Origin of the sequence: Tsukamurella sp. DT100, from assembly GCF_049844855.1 — a bacterium.
In the GTDB taxonomy this organism is placed as follows: Bacteria; Actinomycetota; Actinomycetes; order Mycobacteriales; family Mycobacteriaceae; genus Tsukamurella.
The window spans coordinates 230,872-247,061 of record NZ_JBNCLV010000004.1 but is presented as its reverse complement, the minus strand read 5'-3'; the positions used below and the strand labels follow the sequence as shown (position 1 = coordinate 247,061).

Sequence of the window (16,190 nt, the reverse complement as noted above, 5' to 3'; positions counted from 1 at the left end):
GCTCAGAACTCGCGGCGGTCGCGGATCTCGGACTGGTCGGGATTCGCGGGCGGAGGGTCGTTCACCCGCGTCGCCCAGTTGTCGGTCGTCGGGTCGTAGCCGGGAGTGAAGCCGCCGCGCCAGCGGCCCGACTTCTGCCGGCGCCGGACCACGACGGCGAGGACGATCGGCGCCAGCGTGCCCGCGATGACGAACAGCAGGATGACGCTCTCGCCGCCGGTCATGGCTTCTGGACCAGCGCGAAGTCTTTGGAGACGCTGTCGGGCGTCGTGTCGATGCCCCAGACCGCCTGCGCGATGAGGTTGCCCGACGCGTCCTGGTACTGCGACGGGACGTTGATCTCGACGGCCGCGACCCACAGGTCCTCGGTCGACTTGAGCACGAGCGTCGCCTCGGCGGGATCGACGTGGGTGATCGTGTCGAGCTTCGCCTGGCCGCGCTTCGCGTCGTAGCGCTGCACCGTCAGGAACCAGGGGCGCTCGGTGATGTACTCGGGCAGCGAGATGACGATCGCCTGGCCGAACTCCACCGGCAGCTTCACCGGGCGCTGCGCGGTGTCGCACGCCGACGCCTGGACGTTGGTGCAGAACTGCATCGGAGCGACGTTGAGCATGCGGTCCCCGACGGTCGCCTGCAGCGTGGGCCGGGGCTTCGGCTCATCCCGCTTCTCGAGCCCGGCGACGATCGTGAAGGCGAACATCACCGCCGCGGCGACGGCGAACACCGCGCCGGCGAGGAGGAGCTTCGGGCTGGGCTTGATCATCTTCAGACACCGTTCATCGTGGGTGGGACGTGTTCCGGCCGCTTGCCGCCGAAGTTCGGGATCAGCGAGCCGCCGCGGTAGGTCAGCACCGTCTGCACGGTGCCGACGACCATGATCGCGGCGACGGTCGCGAAGCCGATCCACAGCGTCGGCGGCAGCAGCACGCCGAGCGCGGCGCCGCCGACCCAGCCGAGCTGCAGCGCCGTCTCGGACCGGCCGAAGGCGGAGGCGCGGGACTCGTCGGGCAGGTCGTCCTGGATGGACGCGTCGAGCGAGACCTTGCCCAGCGCGGACACCCCGGACGCGACGAAGGTCACGGCGGCGATGACGACGAGGTTGCCGAAGACCGCCGCGACGATCGCGCCGACGGTGGCCGCGACCGTCGCCTGCACGACGATGCGCGCGGGCCGCGGCAGCTGCAGCCGGGCGCCGATGCCGTTGCCGATGAAGTTGCCGATGCCCGCGGCGGCGCCGACCGCGCCGATCATGAGCAGGGACTCGGTGGCGGAACCGCCCGCCGCCTGCTCGGCCTTGCTGTAGAAGGCGATGTAGAGCGTGAGGAAGCCGGTGAGCACGCGGATGGTGGTGTTACCCCACAGCCCGGTGACCACGCTGCGGCCGAGCGGCACCCGCAGGTTCTTGAACGCCGCGCCGAGCTTCGCGCGCCCGCTCTCCGTGTCCTGCCCGCGGTCCGCCTGCCGTTCCGCGTCGCGCGCCATCGCGCCCGTGTACGAGAGGGTGGTGGGCACCTCGCCCGCCGTGCTCTCGACCCGCTTCGGGATGCGCATGCACATCACGGCGCCGAGCACCGCGAACACCATGAGCGCGTACATGCCGCCGGGGATGTGCAGCATCCGGCTGAGCCCGAACTCGGCGCCCGCGGCGATCGCGCCGCCCACGCCCGAGCCCACGACCAGGCCGAACAGGGTGAGCCGCGAGTTCACCCGGGCCAGGTCGATCGACGGCGGCATCACCCGCGGCACCACCGCGGATTTGAGCACCGAGAAGGATTTACTCATCACCATCATCGCGAGCGCGCAGGGATAGAGCACCCACGGATCGAAGTTGACGGTGTTCGCGATCGGGTCGTACTCGCAGTTCGTGATGAGCAGCACCGCCAGCGCGACGCGGATCCCGAAGGACGCGGCCAGCGCCACCCGGCGCCCGTGCTGGATGCGGTCCAGCAGCGGCCCCATGAACGGCGCGATGATCGCGAAGGGCGCGATGTTCACCAGCAGGTACAGGGCGACCTTCGACTTCGACTCGGCCTGCGCCGCAGCGAAGAACAGGGTGTTCGCCAGCGCCACCATCATCGCGGCGTCGACCGCGTTGTTGAGGATGACCGGGTAGGTGAGGGCGGTCAGGCCGGACTTGTCGGCACCGTCGGCCTTGGTGGCCTGATGCCACTTCGCGATCCCGGCCTCGGTGATCTCGCGGCTGCGCATCGCCGCCACCCGGGTGACCGTGATCTTGCGCGGCATCCGCCGCTGCTCGTCCTCGGCCGCGCGCCGGTCGGCGGCGGACGGGGTGTCCTCGAGCGGGGGTAGGTGGTGGTTGGAGGTGTATTGCGGGCGCGCATCGCCGCCCGCCCCCTGCCGCACGGACTGCCCGCTGTGGGCATGCGGCGTCGACCCCGGACGGCGCCGGGGCTCGTCGGGGGGATACTGCTGTTGCCCCGGATGACCGCTCACACCGACCATTGTTCCGCATCCGCGGCGGTGCCGTCTTCGGGGGCGTGTGCCGCCCGGCTGCACCTGCGCGCCCGCCATCCGGCACAATCGGACGGGTGAGTTCCGCATTGCAGTCAGGCGCCGCGGTCGACCTCGCGCGCGCCGTACTGGAGGCCGACGAGGGCGCCCGGGTGGGCGCGCACGTCGCCACCGTGGTCGAGGACGAGTTCGCGGTGGCCCATTACTTCGAGGCCGACGTACCCGCGTACCGCGGCTGGCAATGGTGCGCGGTGATCGCAGCGACGCCCGGCGGGGAACTGACGGTCTCCGAGACCGCGCTGCTGCCCGGCCCCGGTTCGCTCACCGCCCCCGAGTGGGTGCCGTGGGAGGAGCGGATCCGCGCGGGCGACCTCGCCCCGGGCGACACGCTGCCGCCCCGCGAGAACGACGTGCGCATCGAGCCCGGTCACGCCCTGTCCGGCGACCCGGCCGTGGACGACGTCGCCGGCGAGATCGGCGTGAACCTCGAGCGCGTGATGTCGCGGATCGGCCGGATCGAGGCCGCCGAGCGCTGGCTGGCCGGCGACTTCGGCCCGGAGTCCGAGATGGCCCGCTCCACCCGCTACCACTGCGGCGACTGCGCCTTCTTCCTGCCGCTGGCCGGCGCGCTGGGCGCGGCCTTCGGCGCCTGCGGCAACGAGTACTCGGCCGACGGCCGCGTCGTGCACGCGCACTACGGCTGCGGCGCGCACTCCTCGGTCACGGCACCGTCGGGCCAGGGGAGCCCCGCGTACGAGCCCTACGACGACGGCGCCGTCGAGAAGGTTCCCGCCGAGCAGGCCTGACATGGCCGCCGATCCGTTCGGTACCGCCGCGCTGCGCCGCGCGACCCTCGCCGCGTGGCGCGATTCACCCACCCGCGCGGCCGAGGACCTCGCCGCCGAGCGGGACCTGGTCACCGTCGGCTACCGCGACCGCGTCGCCGTCGAGCTGGCGCAGAACGCCGCCGACGCCGCCACCGCCGCCGGGATCCCCGGCGAACTGGCCGTCTGGGCCGAGGCCGACGGGGTGCACGTCGCCAACACCGGCGCACCGCTGTCGAAGTCCGGGGTCGCCTCCCTCGCCGCGCTGCGCGTCTCGCCCAAGTCCGACGGTGCCTCCATCGGCCGGTTCGGGGTCGGCTTCGCCGCCGTCCTGACGGTGACCGACCACGTCGAGATCCGGTCGACGGGCGGCGGCATCGCCTTCTCCGCGGAGCGCTCGCGCGCCGATTCCGGCCTCGACGAGGTCGCCGCGATGCGCCTGCCGTACCCCGTCGCCGCGCCGCCGCGCGCGGGCTTCGCGACCGAGGTCGTGCTCGTCGGCGCGGACCCCGCGCTGCTCGCCGAGTTCGCCGACCAGGCCGCGGACCTCCTGCTGGACCTGCCCGCGCTCGCGGCGGTCACCGTCGGCGACGAGCGGTTCGAAACCCCCGACCTCGTCACCGGACACGGGCCGCACGCGCGCTGGGTGATCGGCGCCGATGCACGGTTCCTGCACGCGCCCACCCGCACCGACGAGCCGCTGACCCTGCCCGTGCGGGTCATCGCCGACCTGCCGACCACGCCCGACCGGCGCCGCCTGCACCCCGGCGGGGACGTCGCGCTCGCCGCCCGCGGCTACGCCGCCTTCGTCGCCGCGCAGCCCGACCCGATGCCGCTGCTGCCGCCGCGCCGGCCGCCGGCGGGCCCCGTCGACGCCCTGCTGCGGGAGGCGATCGACGACGAGCTGCGCGGGCACGCCTGGGTCCCCGGGCCCGACGGTGCGCGGCTGCGCCCCGACCGCGCCGCGGTGCTGCCCGGGCTCACCGCCGAGCTGAATACTCTGTTGTGCGAGGCGCTTCCGCTGGTCCCGCCCGAGTACTCGTCGGCGCCGGACGCGGCGCGCCTGGTGGCGCTCGGCGCCCGCGAGCTGACCGCGGCGGACCTCGCCGACGCGGTGCCGCGCGACCGCGATCCGGCCTGGTACGGCGAGCTGTACGCCGCCCTCGACGCCGCGCGGCTCTCCGCCGACGACCTGGGCGCCCTGCCCGTCCCGCTCGCCGACGGCCGCGTGGTCACCGGGGCGCGCGGCGCGAGCCTCGTGGCCGGCGACGCCGATGCGCTGGCGCTGGTCACCTGGGCGCGGATCGTGCACCCCGCGGCGGCGCACCCGCTGCTGGAGCGGGCGGGCGCGCGGCGGCTGAGCCCCGCGGACCTGCTCGGCGATCCCGCGCTGCGCGAGGAGGTGGGCCGCATCGACTGGGAGGCCGGCGCCACCGACGCGGACCTCGAACTCACCGCGGCCGTGCTCGGCCTGATCGGCGAGGGCACCGTCGGGCCGGGTTTCCTGGGCCTGCTCGCCGTCCCGGGCGACGACGGTGCGCTGTACCCCGCGGACGAGCTGCTGGCCGCGGCCGCGCCGCTGCGCGCGGTGCTCGGAGAGGACCACCCGTACGGCACCGTCGACCCCGATTTCGAGGCGCGGTACCCCGCGGAGGCGCTGCGGGCCATCGGCGTCGGCTGGTCCTTCGGCGTGCTCCGCGAGCCCCTGCCGACCGAGCCCGACGAGAGCCTCGACGGCGCGGACGAGTGGTGGTCGCAGCTGCCGGGGGAGCCCGACGAGCTGATCGCGGTCCGCGACCTCGATCTGGTCGAGCACTGGGAGCCCGCGTACGCGCTGCTGGCGGAACTGCCGGGCGTACTGGACGATCCGGACGGCTACACCGCCTGGTGGCTGCACACCCGCACCGATCTGGGCCGGCTGCGGCCGCCCGACGACGAGGCCTTCGCCGGGCTGCTGGACCCGTGCACGCACCCCGCCGCGCCGCGACTGCGGGCGGCGCTGCTGCACGCCGTCCGCACCGACGCCGACGCGCAGGTGCTCGCCGACGCGCTCGCCGACCCCGCGCGCACCCCGTCGCCCGCCGTGGTGATCGCGGCGCACCGGGCGATCGCGGGGCACCGGCTCGCGGCGCTCCCCGCCCGGGTCCGGGGCATCGACGGGGAGGTGCTCGACGCCGAGGACGCCGCGGTGCTCGACGTGCCGTACGCGCGGTTCACCGCGTCGGGGCTGGTCTTCGGCGGGCTCGACGTGGCCGCGGACCTCGCCGACACGCTGGACCTTCCCCTCGCGGGCGCCGAGCCGGTCGAGATCCCGAGCGCCGGCGACCGCTTCGCGCGCGGCGCGCACCCGGGCGTCACCCTGGCCCAGGCCCTCGGGGAACTGCCCGACGCGGCGGAGGTGCACGTCCACGACGAGCTCGTGGTCGTGGTCGGCGGGGCCGAGCGCCGCGTCCCGTACGTCGTGGCGGACGGCGTGCTCCACGTACAGTCGAGACGGTGGTGACCGACGGCGACGCATGGCCCAATCCCGTCGATCAGGGTGCGCTCGACTGGATGCTCTCGATCCGTGAGGGGCCGCTGACCGCCGCGATGCGCGTGATCACGACGGTGGGCAACACCGCGTCCATGTGGGCGATCGGCATCGCGGGGTTCCTCTACCTGCTGGTGCGCCTCAAGCGATCGGACTGGGCGCTGTACTGCGGCCTGACCCAGTTGTTCGGTCTCGGGCTGATGGTCGTGCTCAAATCCCTCTTCGGGCGGGAGCGGCCGCCGATCCCGCCGAGGCTGGTCGTGATCTCGTCGGAGAGCTTCCCGTCCGGGCACGCGCTGAACTCGATGGTGGTCCTCGGGACCTTCGCCGTGGCCGCCTGCGCGCTCACGGGCCGACGGTGGCCGCTCGTGGCCGCGCTCCTCGGCACGTTCGCCATCGGCCTGAGCCGCGTGTACCTGGCCGCGCACTGGCTGCTCGACGTGGTGGCGGGGTGGGCGATCGGCGCGCTCGTGGTCGCTCTGGGGCTGGGTGTGCTGCGGCTCACACGAGGCCGCGCTGTGCTCCCCGATCGCCGCGCAGGGCCGCCCGCCGCTGCAGGGTGAGGACGGTGGCCCCGAACGCCCCCACGCCGACGCCGCACGCGCACACGATCCACGCGTCGCCGAAGGTCCCGCGGGCGAGCAGGGCGATGACGAGGGCCACTGCGAACGCAACGGTCCCGGCGATGACGACCGGCCGGGGCTCGGTCGCGGCGCGGGGGAGTTCGGGTGCCGTGACGGTGTTTCCCGGCTCGTTCCCTTGAAGGTTCATCGTTACTCCCGGGGTTCATGCGCGCAATTGCACTTCTCAGATGTACTCTAACGCCGTGACTGACAATGACGATCGGCTGGCGGGAGAGCTTGCTCTCGCCACCGTGCGGTTCGCCCGCCACCTCCGCGGCCGGCGTCGCGATTCGCTCGTCTCTTTGACGCAGCTCTCCGCGCTCAACGCGCTCGCGAATGACGGGCCGCTCACGCCCGGGCAACTCGCGGCACGCGAGCGCGTGCAGCCGCCGTCGATGACCCGGGTCATCGCGTCCCTCGCCGACCTGGGGCTGGTCCGGCGCGCCCCGCACCCCACCGACGGCCGCCAGGTGATCGTCAGCCTCTCCGACGAGGGCGAACAGGTCATCACCGGCGAGGCCGCGGCCCGCGAGGCGTGGCTGCGCGGCAAGCTCGACGAGCTGTCGCCCGAGCAGCGCGCGACGCTCGGCGACGCGGTGGGAATTCTCAACGGCCTCATTGCCGCCGAAGAGAAGCAAAGCTGAATCCACCCGGATTCCCGATCGAATAGCGAACGGCCCTATCGGATTGATTCCGATAGGGCCGTTCCTTAACCGTCATTGAATCGCGGCGTACGCCGAATTTTCAGAACGAGGTCCCGAGTTCCGGCCGACTCGCGGTGACGAAAATCCCCAGAGCCTTCCAGTCGCCCGCGATCCGGCCGGCGCGCGCCAGGGTGCTCGGCGACACCGCCCCCAGGTACAGCCCGGCGAGCGTCGGCCCGCTCAGCGAGACCGACGGTGCCTCCTTCGTCGCCCGGCAGCGCGCGACGCCGCCGTCGACGGTGAGCCGGTACGCGGCGCCGTCCACGCCCAGCACGAGATCGCCGTCGTACTCGTAGGTCCGGGCCTCGAGGGCGGCGGGCACGTCGAGGAAGGCCAGCCACAGCCGGTCCTTGTGGTCGGTGACCTTCACCGAGCGCGGATCGACGAGCATCTCCCGCAGCGGGTGATCCGGCGGCAGGTCGGCGGTCACCTCGTCGAAGGTGTCGAGCCCGAGCACCGTCTGCCACAGGTCGGCCGCGGCCTCGTCGGTGAGGGCCCGGACGTCGTCGAGCTGCGCGCGGTCCTTCTCGTCCACCCGGTAGGCGACGAAGCCGTCCGGGTGCAGCAGGAGCCGGCGGGCCGTGCCACCCCAGCGCGCCCACTCCGGGTCGGCGTGGAAGAGCTCCCAGAACTGCTCCGCGGACACCGATCCCGGCGTCGCGGCGTGCCAGCGGCGGTACAGGTCCTCGACGGCCTCGCGCGCGGCCGCGGCGTCGGTGATGCGGGTGCGCAGCGGGCCGGGGAGCGGGGTGCGCAGCCGGGCCGTGCGGCGCGCAATCGTCACCTCGTCGACGATGGTCGCGACGCCGTAGCCGAAGCGCTCGTAGATGGTGCCCTCGCTCGCGGTGAGGATCGCGACGGCGTTGCCCGCGGCCCGGTAGCGGGAGTGCAACTCGTCCATCATCTTCCGCAGCACGCCGATGCGGCGGTGGCTGGGCGCCACCGAGACCCAGGTGACGCCGGGCGCGTCGAGCTGCGCGCCGCCGGGCACCGTCAGGGTGAGGGCGAAGGAGCCCGCCACGCCGACGAGCGCGCCGTCGGTGGTGTCGCGGGCGACGACGAACCGGTCCAGGTCCAGGGTGCGCCGGATGAGCGGGGCGGCTTCGGCTTCGAAGGGGGAGCCGAAGGCGTGCACGTCCTGTGCGTACATCTCGGGCCAGTCGGCTTCGGTCGCGGTACGGATCTCGATCACGTAGTTCGATATTAGGCTGGTGGGGTGCCGGCGCAACCGATTTATCCGATTCACGACGCGGATGACCCGCGGCTCAGCGACTTCCGCGACCTGTCCGCCGCGGACAAGCGGCCCGACCTCGCGCGCGGAATCGTGCTCGCCGAGGGCGTGCCGGTGGTGGAGCGGATGCTGGCCTCGCGCTTCGTGCCGCACGCGATCATGGGGGTCGAGTCCAAGCTGGCGCGCCTCGAGGGCCGGGCGCCGGACGTGCCGCGCTACCTCGTGACCGCGGAACTCATGGCGCGGGTGGTGGGCTTCCACCTCAACCGCGGGGTGCTCGCCGCCGCCCGCCGGCCGGAGCCGCTGGACGCGGGGGAACTGCTCGACGGCGCGCGCACCGTCGTCGTGCTCGAGGGCGTCAACGACCACGAGAACCTGGGCTCGATCTTCCGCAACGGCGCGGGCCTGAGCGCCGACGCGGTGCTCTTCGGGCCGCGGTGCTCGGACCCGCTCTACCGGCGCGCGGTGCGGGTGTCGATGGGGCACGTGCTGCTGGTGCCGTTCGCGCACCTGCCCGCGCCCGGGTGGCCGGATTCGGGCCTGGGGGTGCTGGCGGAGCACGGATTCCGGACGGTGGCGCTGACCCCGTCGGGGGAGGCGACGGTGGCCTCGGCCGTCGCGGGCGACCCGTCGCGGGTGGCGTACCTGGTGGGCGCGGAGGGGCCGGGGCTCGACGCCGCGACGATGGCCGCGGCGGACGTGCGCGCGCGGATCCCCATGTCGCGCGGCACCGATTCGCTCAACGTCGCCACCGCGGCGGCGCTGGCCCTGTACGAGCGCGCCCGCACATGACCGCGCCGCGTTACACCCCGTGGATCACCGGCACCGCCGTCGCGGCGGTGGTGGCGATGCTCGCGGGTGGCGTGCTCTCCGGGCTGTTCGTGGGGGTGATGGCGATCAACCGGTGGCTGGGCCTGTTCCTGCTCGTGCTGGGCACCGCGGGGGCCGTGCCGGTGCTGTCGGCGTACCGTCGGCGGCCGGTGGCGCGGTTCTTCTGCGCGGGCTTCGCGGGGGCGATCGTGCTGGCCTGGCTCGCGGCCGTCGTGGCCCTCTCCAGCGGGCTGGTCTGAGACCCCGCCGGAAAACTTAGGACTACTATCGGACGAGTGCCGAGCGTCTTCGTTTCCCTGCGAACGAGGAACTACCGGCTCTGGGCCGGCGGCCAGGCGGTCAGCCTGGTGGGCACCTGGATGCAGCGCGTCGCCGAGGACTGGCTGGTGCTCGACCTCGCGCACGGCCGCGGCTGGGTGCTCGGCGTGGTGATGGCCCTGCAGTTCGGGCCCACGCTGTTCCTCTCCGCCTGGGCGGGCCTCCTCGCCGACCGGTACGACAAGCGCCGGGTGCTCATGTTCACCCAGACCGCCGCGGCGGCGTGCGCGGCCGTGCTCGCGGTGCTCACGCTCACCGGGGTGGTGCAGCTGTGGCACGTCTTCGTGCTGGCCTTCGTCTTCGGCTGCGTGACGGCGATCGCCGGGCCCTTCCGGCAGGCCTTCACGATCGAGATGGTGGGGCCGGAGCTGCTGCCCAACGCCATCGGCCTCAACTCGATGGTCTTCAACGCCGCGCGGATCGTGGGTCCCGCGATCGCCGGCCTGCTCATCGCAGGCGTGGGCACGGGGTGGGTGTTCGCGGTGAACGCGGTGTTCACCGGGGCGATCGTCGCGGCGCTGCTGCTGATGCGGGCGAGCGAGCTGTTCCCCGCGCCGCCGGTGCCGCGCGCGCGGGGGCAGCTGCGGGCCGGGTTCGCCTACGTGCGTCGGCGGCGCGAGCTGGCGCTCGTGATGATCGCGGTCTTCTTCGTCTCCACCTTCGGCATCAACTTCCCGCTGGCGCTCTCGCTGCTGGCGCGCCAGGGCTTCGGCCTGGGCGCCGACGCCTACGGCCTGCTGTCGACGCTGCTCGCCGTCGGCACGCTCACCGGGGCGCTGCTAGCCGCGAAGCGGACGGGCATGGCGTCGTTGCGGACCTGCCTCGTGGGCGGCTGCGCCTTCGGCGTGGCCTCGGTGCTGGCGGGGCTGGCGCCGTGGTTCTGGCTCGTGGCGGTGCTGCTGATGCTCGTCGGGCTGCTGCAGATGGCCTTCACCACCTCCGCGATGAGCATCATGCAGCTGTCGGTGGATCCCGAGTACCGCGGCCGCGTGATGGGCATCTACATGCTGGCCTTCCTCGGCGGGACGCCCCTGGGCGCGCCGTTGCTCGGCGCCATCGCCGACGTGACCACCCCCGCTGCGCCGCTGCTCGTAGGCGGCGTGGTCTCCGCCGTCACCTGCGCCCTGTGCGGCGCCTACGCGCTGCGACGGTCCGCCGCCGCGGAGGCGTTGCGGGAGGACGGCGCGCGGACGGCGACGGTCGGGGAGGCGGCTGTGCGCGGGGAGCAGTAGTCGCGCGGAACAGCGATGCGACGCACGCATAACGCCTGGTCAATGAGGGAGGTCGCGCTCCTCGTCGGAGTCTCGAACGCGAACAAGGCGCTCGCCGGGTGAGCGAGGGCCGCACCGACGTGCTTATGCCGTTTCGGCATGGCCACCGCGAAAAGGAACGTCGCTCCCCGCAGCCGCACTCCTGGCTACCGCGCCGCGATCAGAAACCGAAGAAGCTGCGGGCCCGGGCTCAGAGGAGGACGTGGACGAGGGACTGGTCGTCGGGTGCGAGAACGGGCCGGATCTTGGTGTCGAGGGTGACAAGCACGCCCGAGTGTTGCGCTACGAGGTTCACGAGATGGAGGTCGGTGACCTGCTTGTGGCCGGCGAGACCCACGAGATCGATGGACGGGCCGGCGAGCGATGAGTCGTCCGGCACGAATTCGGCACGTTCGTCCGCGCGCAGGGAGGCGAGCGACGCGAGCGCCTGCTGCGCAGTGACGGCGGTCCCCATGACGGCCCGGTTCAGCGCCATCCGGACGAGCCCGGCCTCGGTGATCGGTGTGGTGGCGAAGCGTGCGGTGGACTCGAACCAGCCGCGAGCCGTGTCGTGATGGACGTGATTGGCGCTGACGAGAGCGACGAGGACGTTCACATCCGGAAGTTCGAGCTCAGTCATCGAGCATCGCGTCCTCGACCATCTCGTTGGTGATGACATGGTCGGGCGCCGACGGGAGCAGGACCAGGCCGCGACGGGACGGCTCAGGGCTCGTCGCAGTGCCTTCGAGTCCAACGGTGGCCAAGTACGACACTGCATCCCCGATGCTCGTGTTCAGCCCGGCGTTCACCCGCGCTCGCGCAGCGGCGAGAACGCGGGGGCTGATGTCGAGCGTCGTCCTCATAGAGATCAGGATACGCGCGCATCACGCATCACGCATCACGACATGGAACTGGTCACCTGTCACACGGTGAGCCAGGATCAGAAACCGAAGAAGCTGCGGACCTTGCCGCGGTCCTCGTAACCGGGGTCCGGCTGCTCGACCGGGGGCTGCGGCGCACCGTCGGCCTGGGCCTGGACGACCTGCTGCTGGGAGGCGGGCACGAAGTCGATGACCTGGATCCGGGCGGGGTCGAGGTCGGTCGGCGCGAGCGGGTGCGTGTAGCGGAAGCCGAGGATCTCCCGGTTCGCCTGCTCCGCGAACTCCATCGGGTGGAAGGGCAGGGCCCGCGGGTCCGGAGTGACGCCCTCGGCGTACGACAGCGGGTGCTCGCCGGCCCAGAAGGGGCCCTCGAAGAGCTCGGGCAGGCCCTCGTCCTCGAGGATGTCGACGGGGTGCGCGGAGAACGAGCGCTTGGGCGCACCGTCGGAGCGCAGCGCGAACCCGCCGACGGCCCGCTCCGGGGCCGTGACCAGCAGGAACGCGCGATGCGCGGGCACGAGGTTCCACCAGGACTCGTCGAGCTCGCTCGGCTTGTCCACGCGCAGGCCCGCGTGGGTGACCACGGTCAGCCCACCCCAGGCGGCCACGTAGACGTGCCCGGGCAGCGGATCCGCGGCGCGGGCGAGGGACTCGGGCCGCCCGACGACGGGCTCACCCAGCACCTGCTCGGCGATCGCGCGGGACGCGGCCTCGTCGGGCCTGCCGACGATCGCCAGAATGCCCTTCGGCTCCGCGACGTCGAGGAACCAGAGCGTCGCAGCTGTAGCGCCCACGACCTACCCGTTCTTCCCGCCGCGGACGCCGAGGAGCACGTCCTCCCACGACGGCATCTCCGGATGCCGGCGGCCGTGCTGGCCCACCGCGGCCGCGGGGGCCTGGGCGGGACGGCGCTCGGAACGCTCCTCGACGGTGCCCTCCACGACCCGGCTCGGATCGACGGGGCCGGGGACCGCGCGCAGCGGCTCGTCGGCAGACCGGTCGATGCTCCGCAGGCCCTGCCGCGCGTCGGGATCGAGCAGCCCGCGGGCCGTCTCGTCGACGGGGCTGGCGGTGCCGCCGTGCGCGCCCGGCGCGTACCGGAAGTGCGCCTGGTTGCGCGACTTACCGACGCTCCAGCTGATCGAGACCACCCAGCGGTTGTCGGCGCCCTTGAAGGCGTCCCACTCGGTGGTGTCGGCGTGGCCGCGCTCGGCCAGGGCGGAGCGGACCACCTCGGCGAGGGTGGCGTGCATCGGGCCGTCGCCGCGCACGGGGTGCGCGAGCTGAGCCATCTCCGCCGCGCGCGAACGCTCCAGCAGCACCGGGCCCGCGAAGCGCTTGATCCGGTGGTTCGGGGCGCCCGTGAACTCGGCGATCTCCTCGATCGTGGCGCCGGCGCGGATGCGGGCCTGGATCTCCCGCGGGGAGAGGTCGGCGCCCAGCTCGAGCTCGGTCTGGGTGCCGCTTCCTAGTTCACCGCTCACGGCCGCCTTCAAGGTGTCGTCGATCGGCAGGCGGAAACGTCCTGCGGGGCCCTCGCAGACCACAGACGTCCCGTCGTCGTCCAGTCCCACAACCCGCAGCTCCTGCATGGTGCAAGGGTAGTTGTTCGATTCGCTACGCGTCGGCCGACACGCGCTCGACCACGAAATCGATGCACTTGGTCAAAGCGGTGACGTCCTCGGGATCGATCGCCGGGAACATGCCGATGCGGAGCTGGTTGCGGCCCAGCTTGCGGTACGGCTCGGTGTCGACGATGCCGTTCGCGCGCAGCGTCTTGGCCACGGCGGCGGCGTCGATCTTCTCGTCGAAGTCGATGGTGCCGACGACCTGGCTGCGTAGCGCGGGATCGGTGACGAAGGGCGTCGCGAACTCGCTGGCCTCGGCCCACTGGTAGAGCCGGTCGCTCGAATCCTTGGTGCGCGCGACGGTCCAGTCCAGGCCGCCGTTGCCGTTCATCCACTCGATCTGGTCCGCGAACAGCAGCAGCGTCGCCAGGGCGGGGGTGTTGTAGGTCTGGTTCTTACTCGAGTTGTCCACCGCGATGGGCAGCGAGAGGAACTCGGGGGTGTAGCGGCCCGAGGCCTTGATCTCCTCGACGCGAGCCAGGGCGGCGGGGCTCATGAGGGCGACCCAGAGGCCACCGTCGGCGGCGAAGCACTTCTGCGGCGCGAAGTAGTAGACGTCGGTGTCGGCGACGTTGACCGGCAGGCCGCCGGCGCCCGACGTGGCGTCGATCGCGATGAGCGCGTTCTCGCTGCCCGCGAGGCGGCTGACCGGCACCGCGACGCCCGTCGAGGTCTCGTTGTGCGCCCAGCCGATGAGGTCGACGGTGCCGTCGGCCACCAGCTCGGGGGCCGAGCCCGGGTCGCTCGAGACGACGATGGGATCGCCGATGAACGGGTTGCCCTTGGCGACGCTCGCGAACTTGTTGCTGAACTCGCCGTACGTGAAGTGCTGGCTGCGCTCGCGGATCAGGCCGAAGGCGGCGGCGTCCCAGAAGGCGGTGGTACCGCCGTTGCCGAGCACGACCTCGTAGCCCTCGGGGAGCGAGAAGAGGTCCTTCAGGCCCTCGCGCACGCGGCCCACGACGTTCTTCACGGGGGCCTGGCGGTGGCTGGTGCCGAACACCGAGGCGCCGGTATCGACGAGCGACTGCAGCTGCTCGGGGCGGACCTTGGACGGGCCGCAGCCGAAGCGGCCGTCGACGGGCTTGAGCGCGGCGGGGATCTCGATCGTCATGCCCTAAATCCTAATGGTGTCCCACCCGGGCACGTCCTCCGGCTGCCGCGGGCCGTGCCCGATGTACTGGGCGGACGGACGGATCAGCTTGTTCGCGCGCTTCTGCTCGAGGATGTGGGCGCACCAGCCGGCGGTCCGCGCGCAGGTGAACATCGCCGGCATCATCCGCGGCGGGACGCCCGCGTAGTCGAGGATCACGGCCGCCCAGAACTCGACGTTCGTCGAGATCGCGCGGTCCGGCCGGCGCTCGGCGAACAGGGCGTTCGCCTCCCGCTCCAGCGCGGCGGCGGCCTCGTAGCGGGGCGCCTGCAGGTCGCGCGCGACCGCGCGCAGCACCGCCGCCCGCGGATCCTCGGCGCGGTAGATGCGGTGGCCGAAGCCCATGATCCGCTCGCCGCGGTCCAACCGCGCAGCGACGACGCCGCGGGGGTCGTCGGTGCGGACCACCTCGTCGAGCATCGGCAGCACGCGCGACGGTGCGCCGCCGTGCAGCGGCCCCGACAGCGCGCCGACCGCGCCCGAGAGCGCCGTCGAGACGTCGGCCCCCGTCGAGGCGATGACCCGCGCCGTGAGCGTCGACGTGTTGAGGCCGTGCTCGGCGGCCGCGACCCAGTAGGCGTCGATGGCGCGCACGTGGTCCGGGTCGGGCTCGCCGTGCCAGCGGGTCATGAACCGGTGCGTGATGGTGGGGGACTGGTCGATGATCCGCTGCGGCACCGCCGGGCGCTCCAGGCCGCGGGCCGACTGGGCGACGAAGCTCAGCGTCATCACCGAGGCGCGCGCCAGGTTCTCGCGGGCGGTGGCGTCGTCGATGTCGAGCAGCGGCTCGAAGCCCCAGAGCGGGCCCAGCATCGCGAGGCCGGCCTGCGCGTCGACGCGGACGTCGCCGCTGTGGATCGGCAGCGGGAAGGGCTCCGCGGCGGGCAGCGGGTTGCCGAACTCGCCGTCCACCAGCAGGCCCCACACCTGGCCGTAGGTGACCCGGTCGCGCACCAGGTCGGCCACGTCGACGCCGCGGTACCGCAGCACCCCGCCCTGCTTGTCCGGCTCCGCGATCTCCGTGGAGAACGCGACGACGCCTTCGAGCCCACCCGGAATCTCAGTCATGCTGTGCAGCCTAATGAGTAGTCTCGGCTTCGTGGACCTGACGGCGATGCGCGAGAAGTACGACGGCGACTCCTTCGATCTGCAGCCCGAGGACCTGGCGTCCGGGTGGGTGCCGCTGTGGCGGTCCTGGTTCGACGAGGCCGTCGCCGCCGGCGCGCCGGAGCCCAACGCGATGGTGCTCGCCACCGTCGACGGGACGGGGCTCCCGGCCACCCGCACCGTGCTGTGCAAGGGCCTCGACGAGCGCGGCGTGGTCTTCTACACCAACTACGGCTCCGACAAGGCCCGCGCCGTCGAGGCGAATCCCGTTGCCGCCGTGACCTTCCCGTGGATCGTGATCCACCGCCAGGTGCACGTGCGCGGCGCCGTCACCAAGGTCACCCCGGAGGAGACCGCCGCCTACTGGGCCGAGCGGCCGCGGGGCTCGCAGCTCGGGGCGTGGGCCTCGGACCAGTCCCGGCCGGTCGCCTCCCGCGCCGCGATGGCGGAGCGCTTCGCCGAGGTGGAGGCCCGGTTCGAGGGGCAGGACGTGCCGGTGCCGCCGGAATGGGGCGGCTACCGCATCGCGCCGCAGGTGGTCGAGTTCTGGCAGGGCCGGGAGAACCGGGTGCACAACCGGGTGCGGCTCGTCGCGCCCGACTACGCGCCGTTCCGCCTGCAGCCCTAGAGCCCTGTGA

At 72.9% G+C, this 16,190-nt stretch carries 19 protein-coding genes; 8 read left to right on the top strand and 11 right to left on the bottom strand.

Features of this window, described 5'->3' with window-relative positions; genetic code table 11:
- Window positions 1–2 precede the first annotated feature (2 nt).
- Genes ACLQ3K_RS11350 through ACLQ3K_RS11340 form a run of 3 tightly spaced genes read right to left on the bottom strand, consistent with a single transcriptional unit; the run spans window position 3 to window position 2,463 of the window.
- Complete coding sequence (locus ACLQ3K_RS11350; protein ID WP_224649992.1) at window positions 3–224, bottom strand: hypothetical protein; 222 nt, start codon at window positions 222–224, stop codon at window positions 3–5.
- Entirely contained in the window at window positions 221–763 is a 543-nt protein-coding gene (locus ACLQ3K_RS11345) for a DUF2771 family protein (RefSeq protein ID WP_425999341.1), read from the bottom strand. The genes ACLQ3K_RS11350 and ACLQ3K_RS11345 overlap by 4 nt, the downstream gene beginning before the upstream one ends.
- 2 nt (window positions 764–765) lie before the next feature.
- Complete coding sequence (locus ACLQ3K_RS11340) at window positions 766–2,463, bottom strand: MFS transporter (RefSeq protein ID WP_224649996.1); 1,698 nt, start codon at window positions 2,461–2,463, stop codon at window positions 766–768.
- Between the two features lie 86 nt (window positions 2,464–2,549).
- Between ACLQ3K_RS11340 and ACLQ3K_RS11335 the strand changes: the two genes are divergently transcribed.
- From ACLQ3K_RS11335 to ACLQ3K_RS11325, 3 genes are read left to right on the top strand one after another with little or no spacing between them, the layout of a single operon-like run.
- Window positions 2,550–3,278 (top strand): DUF3027 domain-containing protein, encoded by a 729-nt coding sequence (locus tag ACLQ3K_RS11335; RefSeq protein WP_224649999.1) that lies wholly within the window; start codon window positions 2,550–2,552, stop codon window positions 3,276–3,278.
- Window position 3,279: 1 nt separating this feature from the next.
- Entirely contained in the window at window positions 3,280–5,799 is a 2,520-nt protein-coding gene (locus ACLQ3K_RS11330; RefSeq protein ID WP_425999337.1) for a sacsin N-terminal ATP-binding-like domain-containing protein, read from the top strand.
- Window positions 5,793–6,389, top strand: a complete 597-nt coding sequence (locus ACLQ3K_RS11325; RefSeq protein WP_336669945.1) for a phosphatase PAP2 family protein — start codon at window positions 5,793–5,795, stop codon at window positions 6,387–6,389. The genes ACLQ3K_RS11330 and ACLQ3K_RS11325 overlap by 7 nt, the downstream gene beginning before the upstream one ends.
- On the opposite strand, the gene ACLQ3K_RS11320 is transcribed toward ACLQ3K_RS11325, so the two are convergent.
- Window positions 6,328–6,597 (bottom strand): DUF2530 domain-containing protein, encoded by a 270-nt coding sequence (locus ACLQ3K_RS11320; RefSeq protein WP_336669946.1) that lies wholly within the window; start codon window positions 6,595–6,597, stop codon window positions 6,328–6,330. The two genes, ACLQ3K_RS11325 and ACLQ3K_RS11320, sit on opposite strands and share 62 nt — an antisense overlap.
- 55 nt (window positions 6,598–6,652) lie before the next feature.
- Between ACLQ3K_RS11320 and ACLQ3K_RS11315 the strand changes: the two genes are divergently transcribed.
- The gene (locus ACLQ3K_RS11315; RefSeq protein ID WP_374201354.1) at window positions 6,653–7,093 is read left to right on the top strand and encodes a MarR family winged helix-turn-helix transcriptional regulator; all 441 of its coding nucleotides are present in this window, start codon (window positions 6,653–6,655) and stop codon (window positions 7,091–7,093) included.
- A 100-nt stretch (window positions 7,094–7,193) separates the two neighbouring features.
- On the opposite strand, the gene ACLQ3K_RS11310 is transcribed toward ACLQ3K_RS11315, so the two are convergent.
- On the bottom strand, window positions 7,194–8,345 hold the full coding sequence (locus ACLQ3K_RS11310; protein ID WP_336669947.1) for a GNAT family N-acetyltransferase: 1,152 nt from the start codon (window positions 8,343–8,345) through the stop codon (window positions 7,194–7,196).
- Between the two features lie 24 nt (window positions 8,346–8,369).
- Here ACLQ3K_RS11310 and ACLQ3K_RS11305 point away from each other — a divergent pair, with 24 nt between their 5' ends.
- The 3 genes from ACLQ3K_RS11305 to ACLQ3K_RS11295 are packed head-to-tail and all read left to right on the top strand — an operon-like array spanning window position 8,370 to window position 10,765.
- Complete coding sequence (locus ACLQ3K_RS11305; protein WP_336669948.1) at window positions 8,370–9,176, top strand: RNA methyltransferase; 807 nt, start codon at window positions 8,370–8,372, stop codon at window positions 9,174–9,176.
- Complete coding sequence (locus ACLQ3K_RS11300) at window positions 9,173–9,454, top strand: DUF2537 domain-containing protein (RefSeq protein ID WP_224650014.1); 282 nt, start codon at window positions 9,173–9,175, stop codon at window positions 9,452–9,454. The genes ACLQ3K_RS11305 and ACLQ3K_RS11300 overlap by 4 nt, the downstream gene beginning before the upstream one ends.
- 36 nt (window positions 9,455–9,490) lie before the next feature.
- A complete protein-coding gene (locus ACLQ3K_RS11295; protein WP_336669949.1) occupies window positions 9,491–10,765 on the top strand; it encodes an MFS transporter in 1,275 nt (424 codons plus the stop codon).
- A gap of 229 nt (window positions 10,766–10,994) precedes the next feature.
- On the opposite strand, the gene ACLQ3K_RS11290 is transcribed toward ACLQ3K_RS11295, so the two are convergent.
- The 6 genes from ACLQ3K_RS11290 to ACLQ3K_RS11265 all read right to left on the bottom strand — a co-directional run bounded on the left by ACLQ3K_RS11290 (window position 10,995) and on the right by ACLQ3K_RS11265 (window position 15,513).
- The gene (locus tag ACLQ3K_RS11290) at window positions 10,995–11,423 is read right to left on the bottom strand and encodes a TA system VapC family ribonuclease toxin (RefSeq protein ID WP_224650019.1); all 429 of its coding nucleotides are present in this window, start codon (window positions 11,421–11,423) and stop codon (window positions 10,995–10,997) included.
- Entirely contained in the window at window positions 11,416–11,646 is a 231-nt protein-coding gene (locus ACLQ3K_RS11285) for a hypothetical protein (protein ID WP_224650021.1), read from the bottom strand. The genes ACLQ3K_RS11290 and ACLQ3K_RS11285 overlap by 8 nt, the downstream gene beginning before the upstream one ends.
- Before the next feature lie 77 nt (window positions 11,647–11,723).
- Window positions 11,724–12,458 (bottom strand): DUF6928 family protein, encoded by a 735-nt coding sequence (locus ACLQ3K_RS11280; protein ID WP_425999332.1) that lies wholly within the window; start codon window positions 12,456–12,458, stop codon window positions 11,724–11,726.
- A gap of 3 nt (window positions 12,459–12,461) precedes the next feature.
- Window positions 12,462–13,256: a septation protein SepH gene (gene sepH / locus ACLQ3K_RS11275; protein ID WP_224650025.1), complete on the bottom strand. Its 795-nt coding sequence runs from the start codon at window positions 13,254–13,256 to the stop codon at window positions 12,462–12,464.
- Window positions 13,257–13,281: 25 nt separating this feature from the next.
- A complete protein-coding gene (serC, locus tag ACLQ3K_RS11270) occupies window positions 13,282–14,406 on the bottom strand; it encodes a phosphoserine transaminase (protein ID WP_224650027.1) in 1,125 nt (374 codons plus the stop codon).
- A gap of 3 nt (window positions 14,407–14,409) precedes the next feature.
- Entirely contained in the window at window positions 14,410–15,513 is a 1,104-nt protein-coding gene (locus tag ACLQ3K_RS11265) for a citrate synthase 2 (RefSeq protein WP_224650029.1), read from the bottom strand.
- Window positions 15,514–15,559: 46 nt separating this feature from the next.
- On the opposite strand from ACLQ3K_RS11265, the gene pdxH reads away from it, so the two are divergent.
- Window positions 15,560–16,180: a pyridoxamine 5'-phosphate oxidase gene (gene pdxH, locus ACLQ3K_RS11260; protein ID WP_425999810.1), complete on the top strand. Its 621-nt coding sequence runs from the start codon at window positions 15,560–15,562 to the stop codon at window positions 16,178–16,180.
- Window positions 16,181–16,190: the final 10 nt, after the last annotated feature.

Excerpts from the sequence above, each read along its gene's own strand:
- ACLQ3K_RS11350 (WP_224649992.1), bottom strand. The coding sequence starts at position 224 with ATGACCGGCGGCGAGAGCGTCATCCTGCTGTTCGTCATCGCGGGCACG.
- ACLQ3K_RS11345 (WP_425999341.1), bottom strand. The coding sequence starts at position 763 with ATGATCAAGCCCAGCCCGAAGCTCCTCCTCGCCGGCGCGGTGTTCGCC.
- ACLQ3K_RS11340 (WP_224649996.1), bottom strand. The coding sequence starts at position 2,463 with ATGGTCGGTGTGAGCGGTCATCCGGGGCAACAGCAGTATCCCCCCGAC.
- ACLQ3K_RS11330 (WP_425999337.1), top strand. The coding sequence starts at position 3,280 with ATGGCCGCCGATCCGTTCGGTACCGCCGCGCTGCGCCGCGCGACCCTC.
- ACLQ3K_RS11320 (WP_336669946.1), bottom strand. The coding sequence starts at position 6,597 with ATGAACCTTCAAGGGAACGAGCCGGGAAACACCGTCACGGCACCCGAA.
- ACLQ3K_RS11300 (WP_224650014.1), top strand. The coding sequence starts at position 9,173 with ATGACCGCGCCGCGTTACACCCCGTGGATCACCGGCACCGCCGTCGCG.
- ACLQ3K_RS11290 (WP_224650019.1), bottom strand. The coding sequence starts at position 11,423 with ATGACTGAGCTCGAACTTCCGGATGTGAACGTCCTCGTCGCTCTCGTC.
- ACLQ3K_RS11285 (WP_224650021.1), bottom strand. The coding sequence starts at position 11,646 with ATGAGGACGACGCTCGACATCAGCCCCCGCGTTCTCGCCGCTGCGCGA.
- sepH (WP_224650025.1), bottom strand. The coding sequence starts at position 13,256 with ATGCAGGAGCTGCGGGTTGTGGGACTGGACGACGACGGGACGTCTGTG.
- serC (WP_224650027.1), bottom strand. The coding sequence starts at position 14,406 with ATGACGATCGAGATCCCCGCCGCGCTCAAGCCCGTCGACGGCCGCTTC.
- ACLQ3K_RS11265 (WP_224650029.1), bottom strand. The coding sequence starts at position 15,513 with ATGACTGAGATTCCGGGTGGGCTCGAAGGCGTCGTCGCGTTCTCCACG.
- pdxH (WP_425999810.1), top strand. The coding sequence starts at position 15,560 with ATGCGCGAGAAGTACGACGGCGACTCCTTCGATCTGCAGCCCGAGGAC.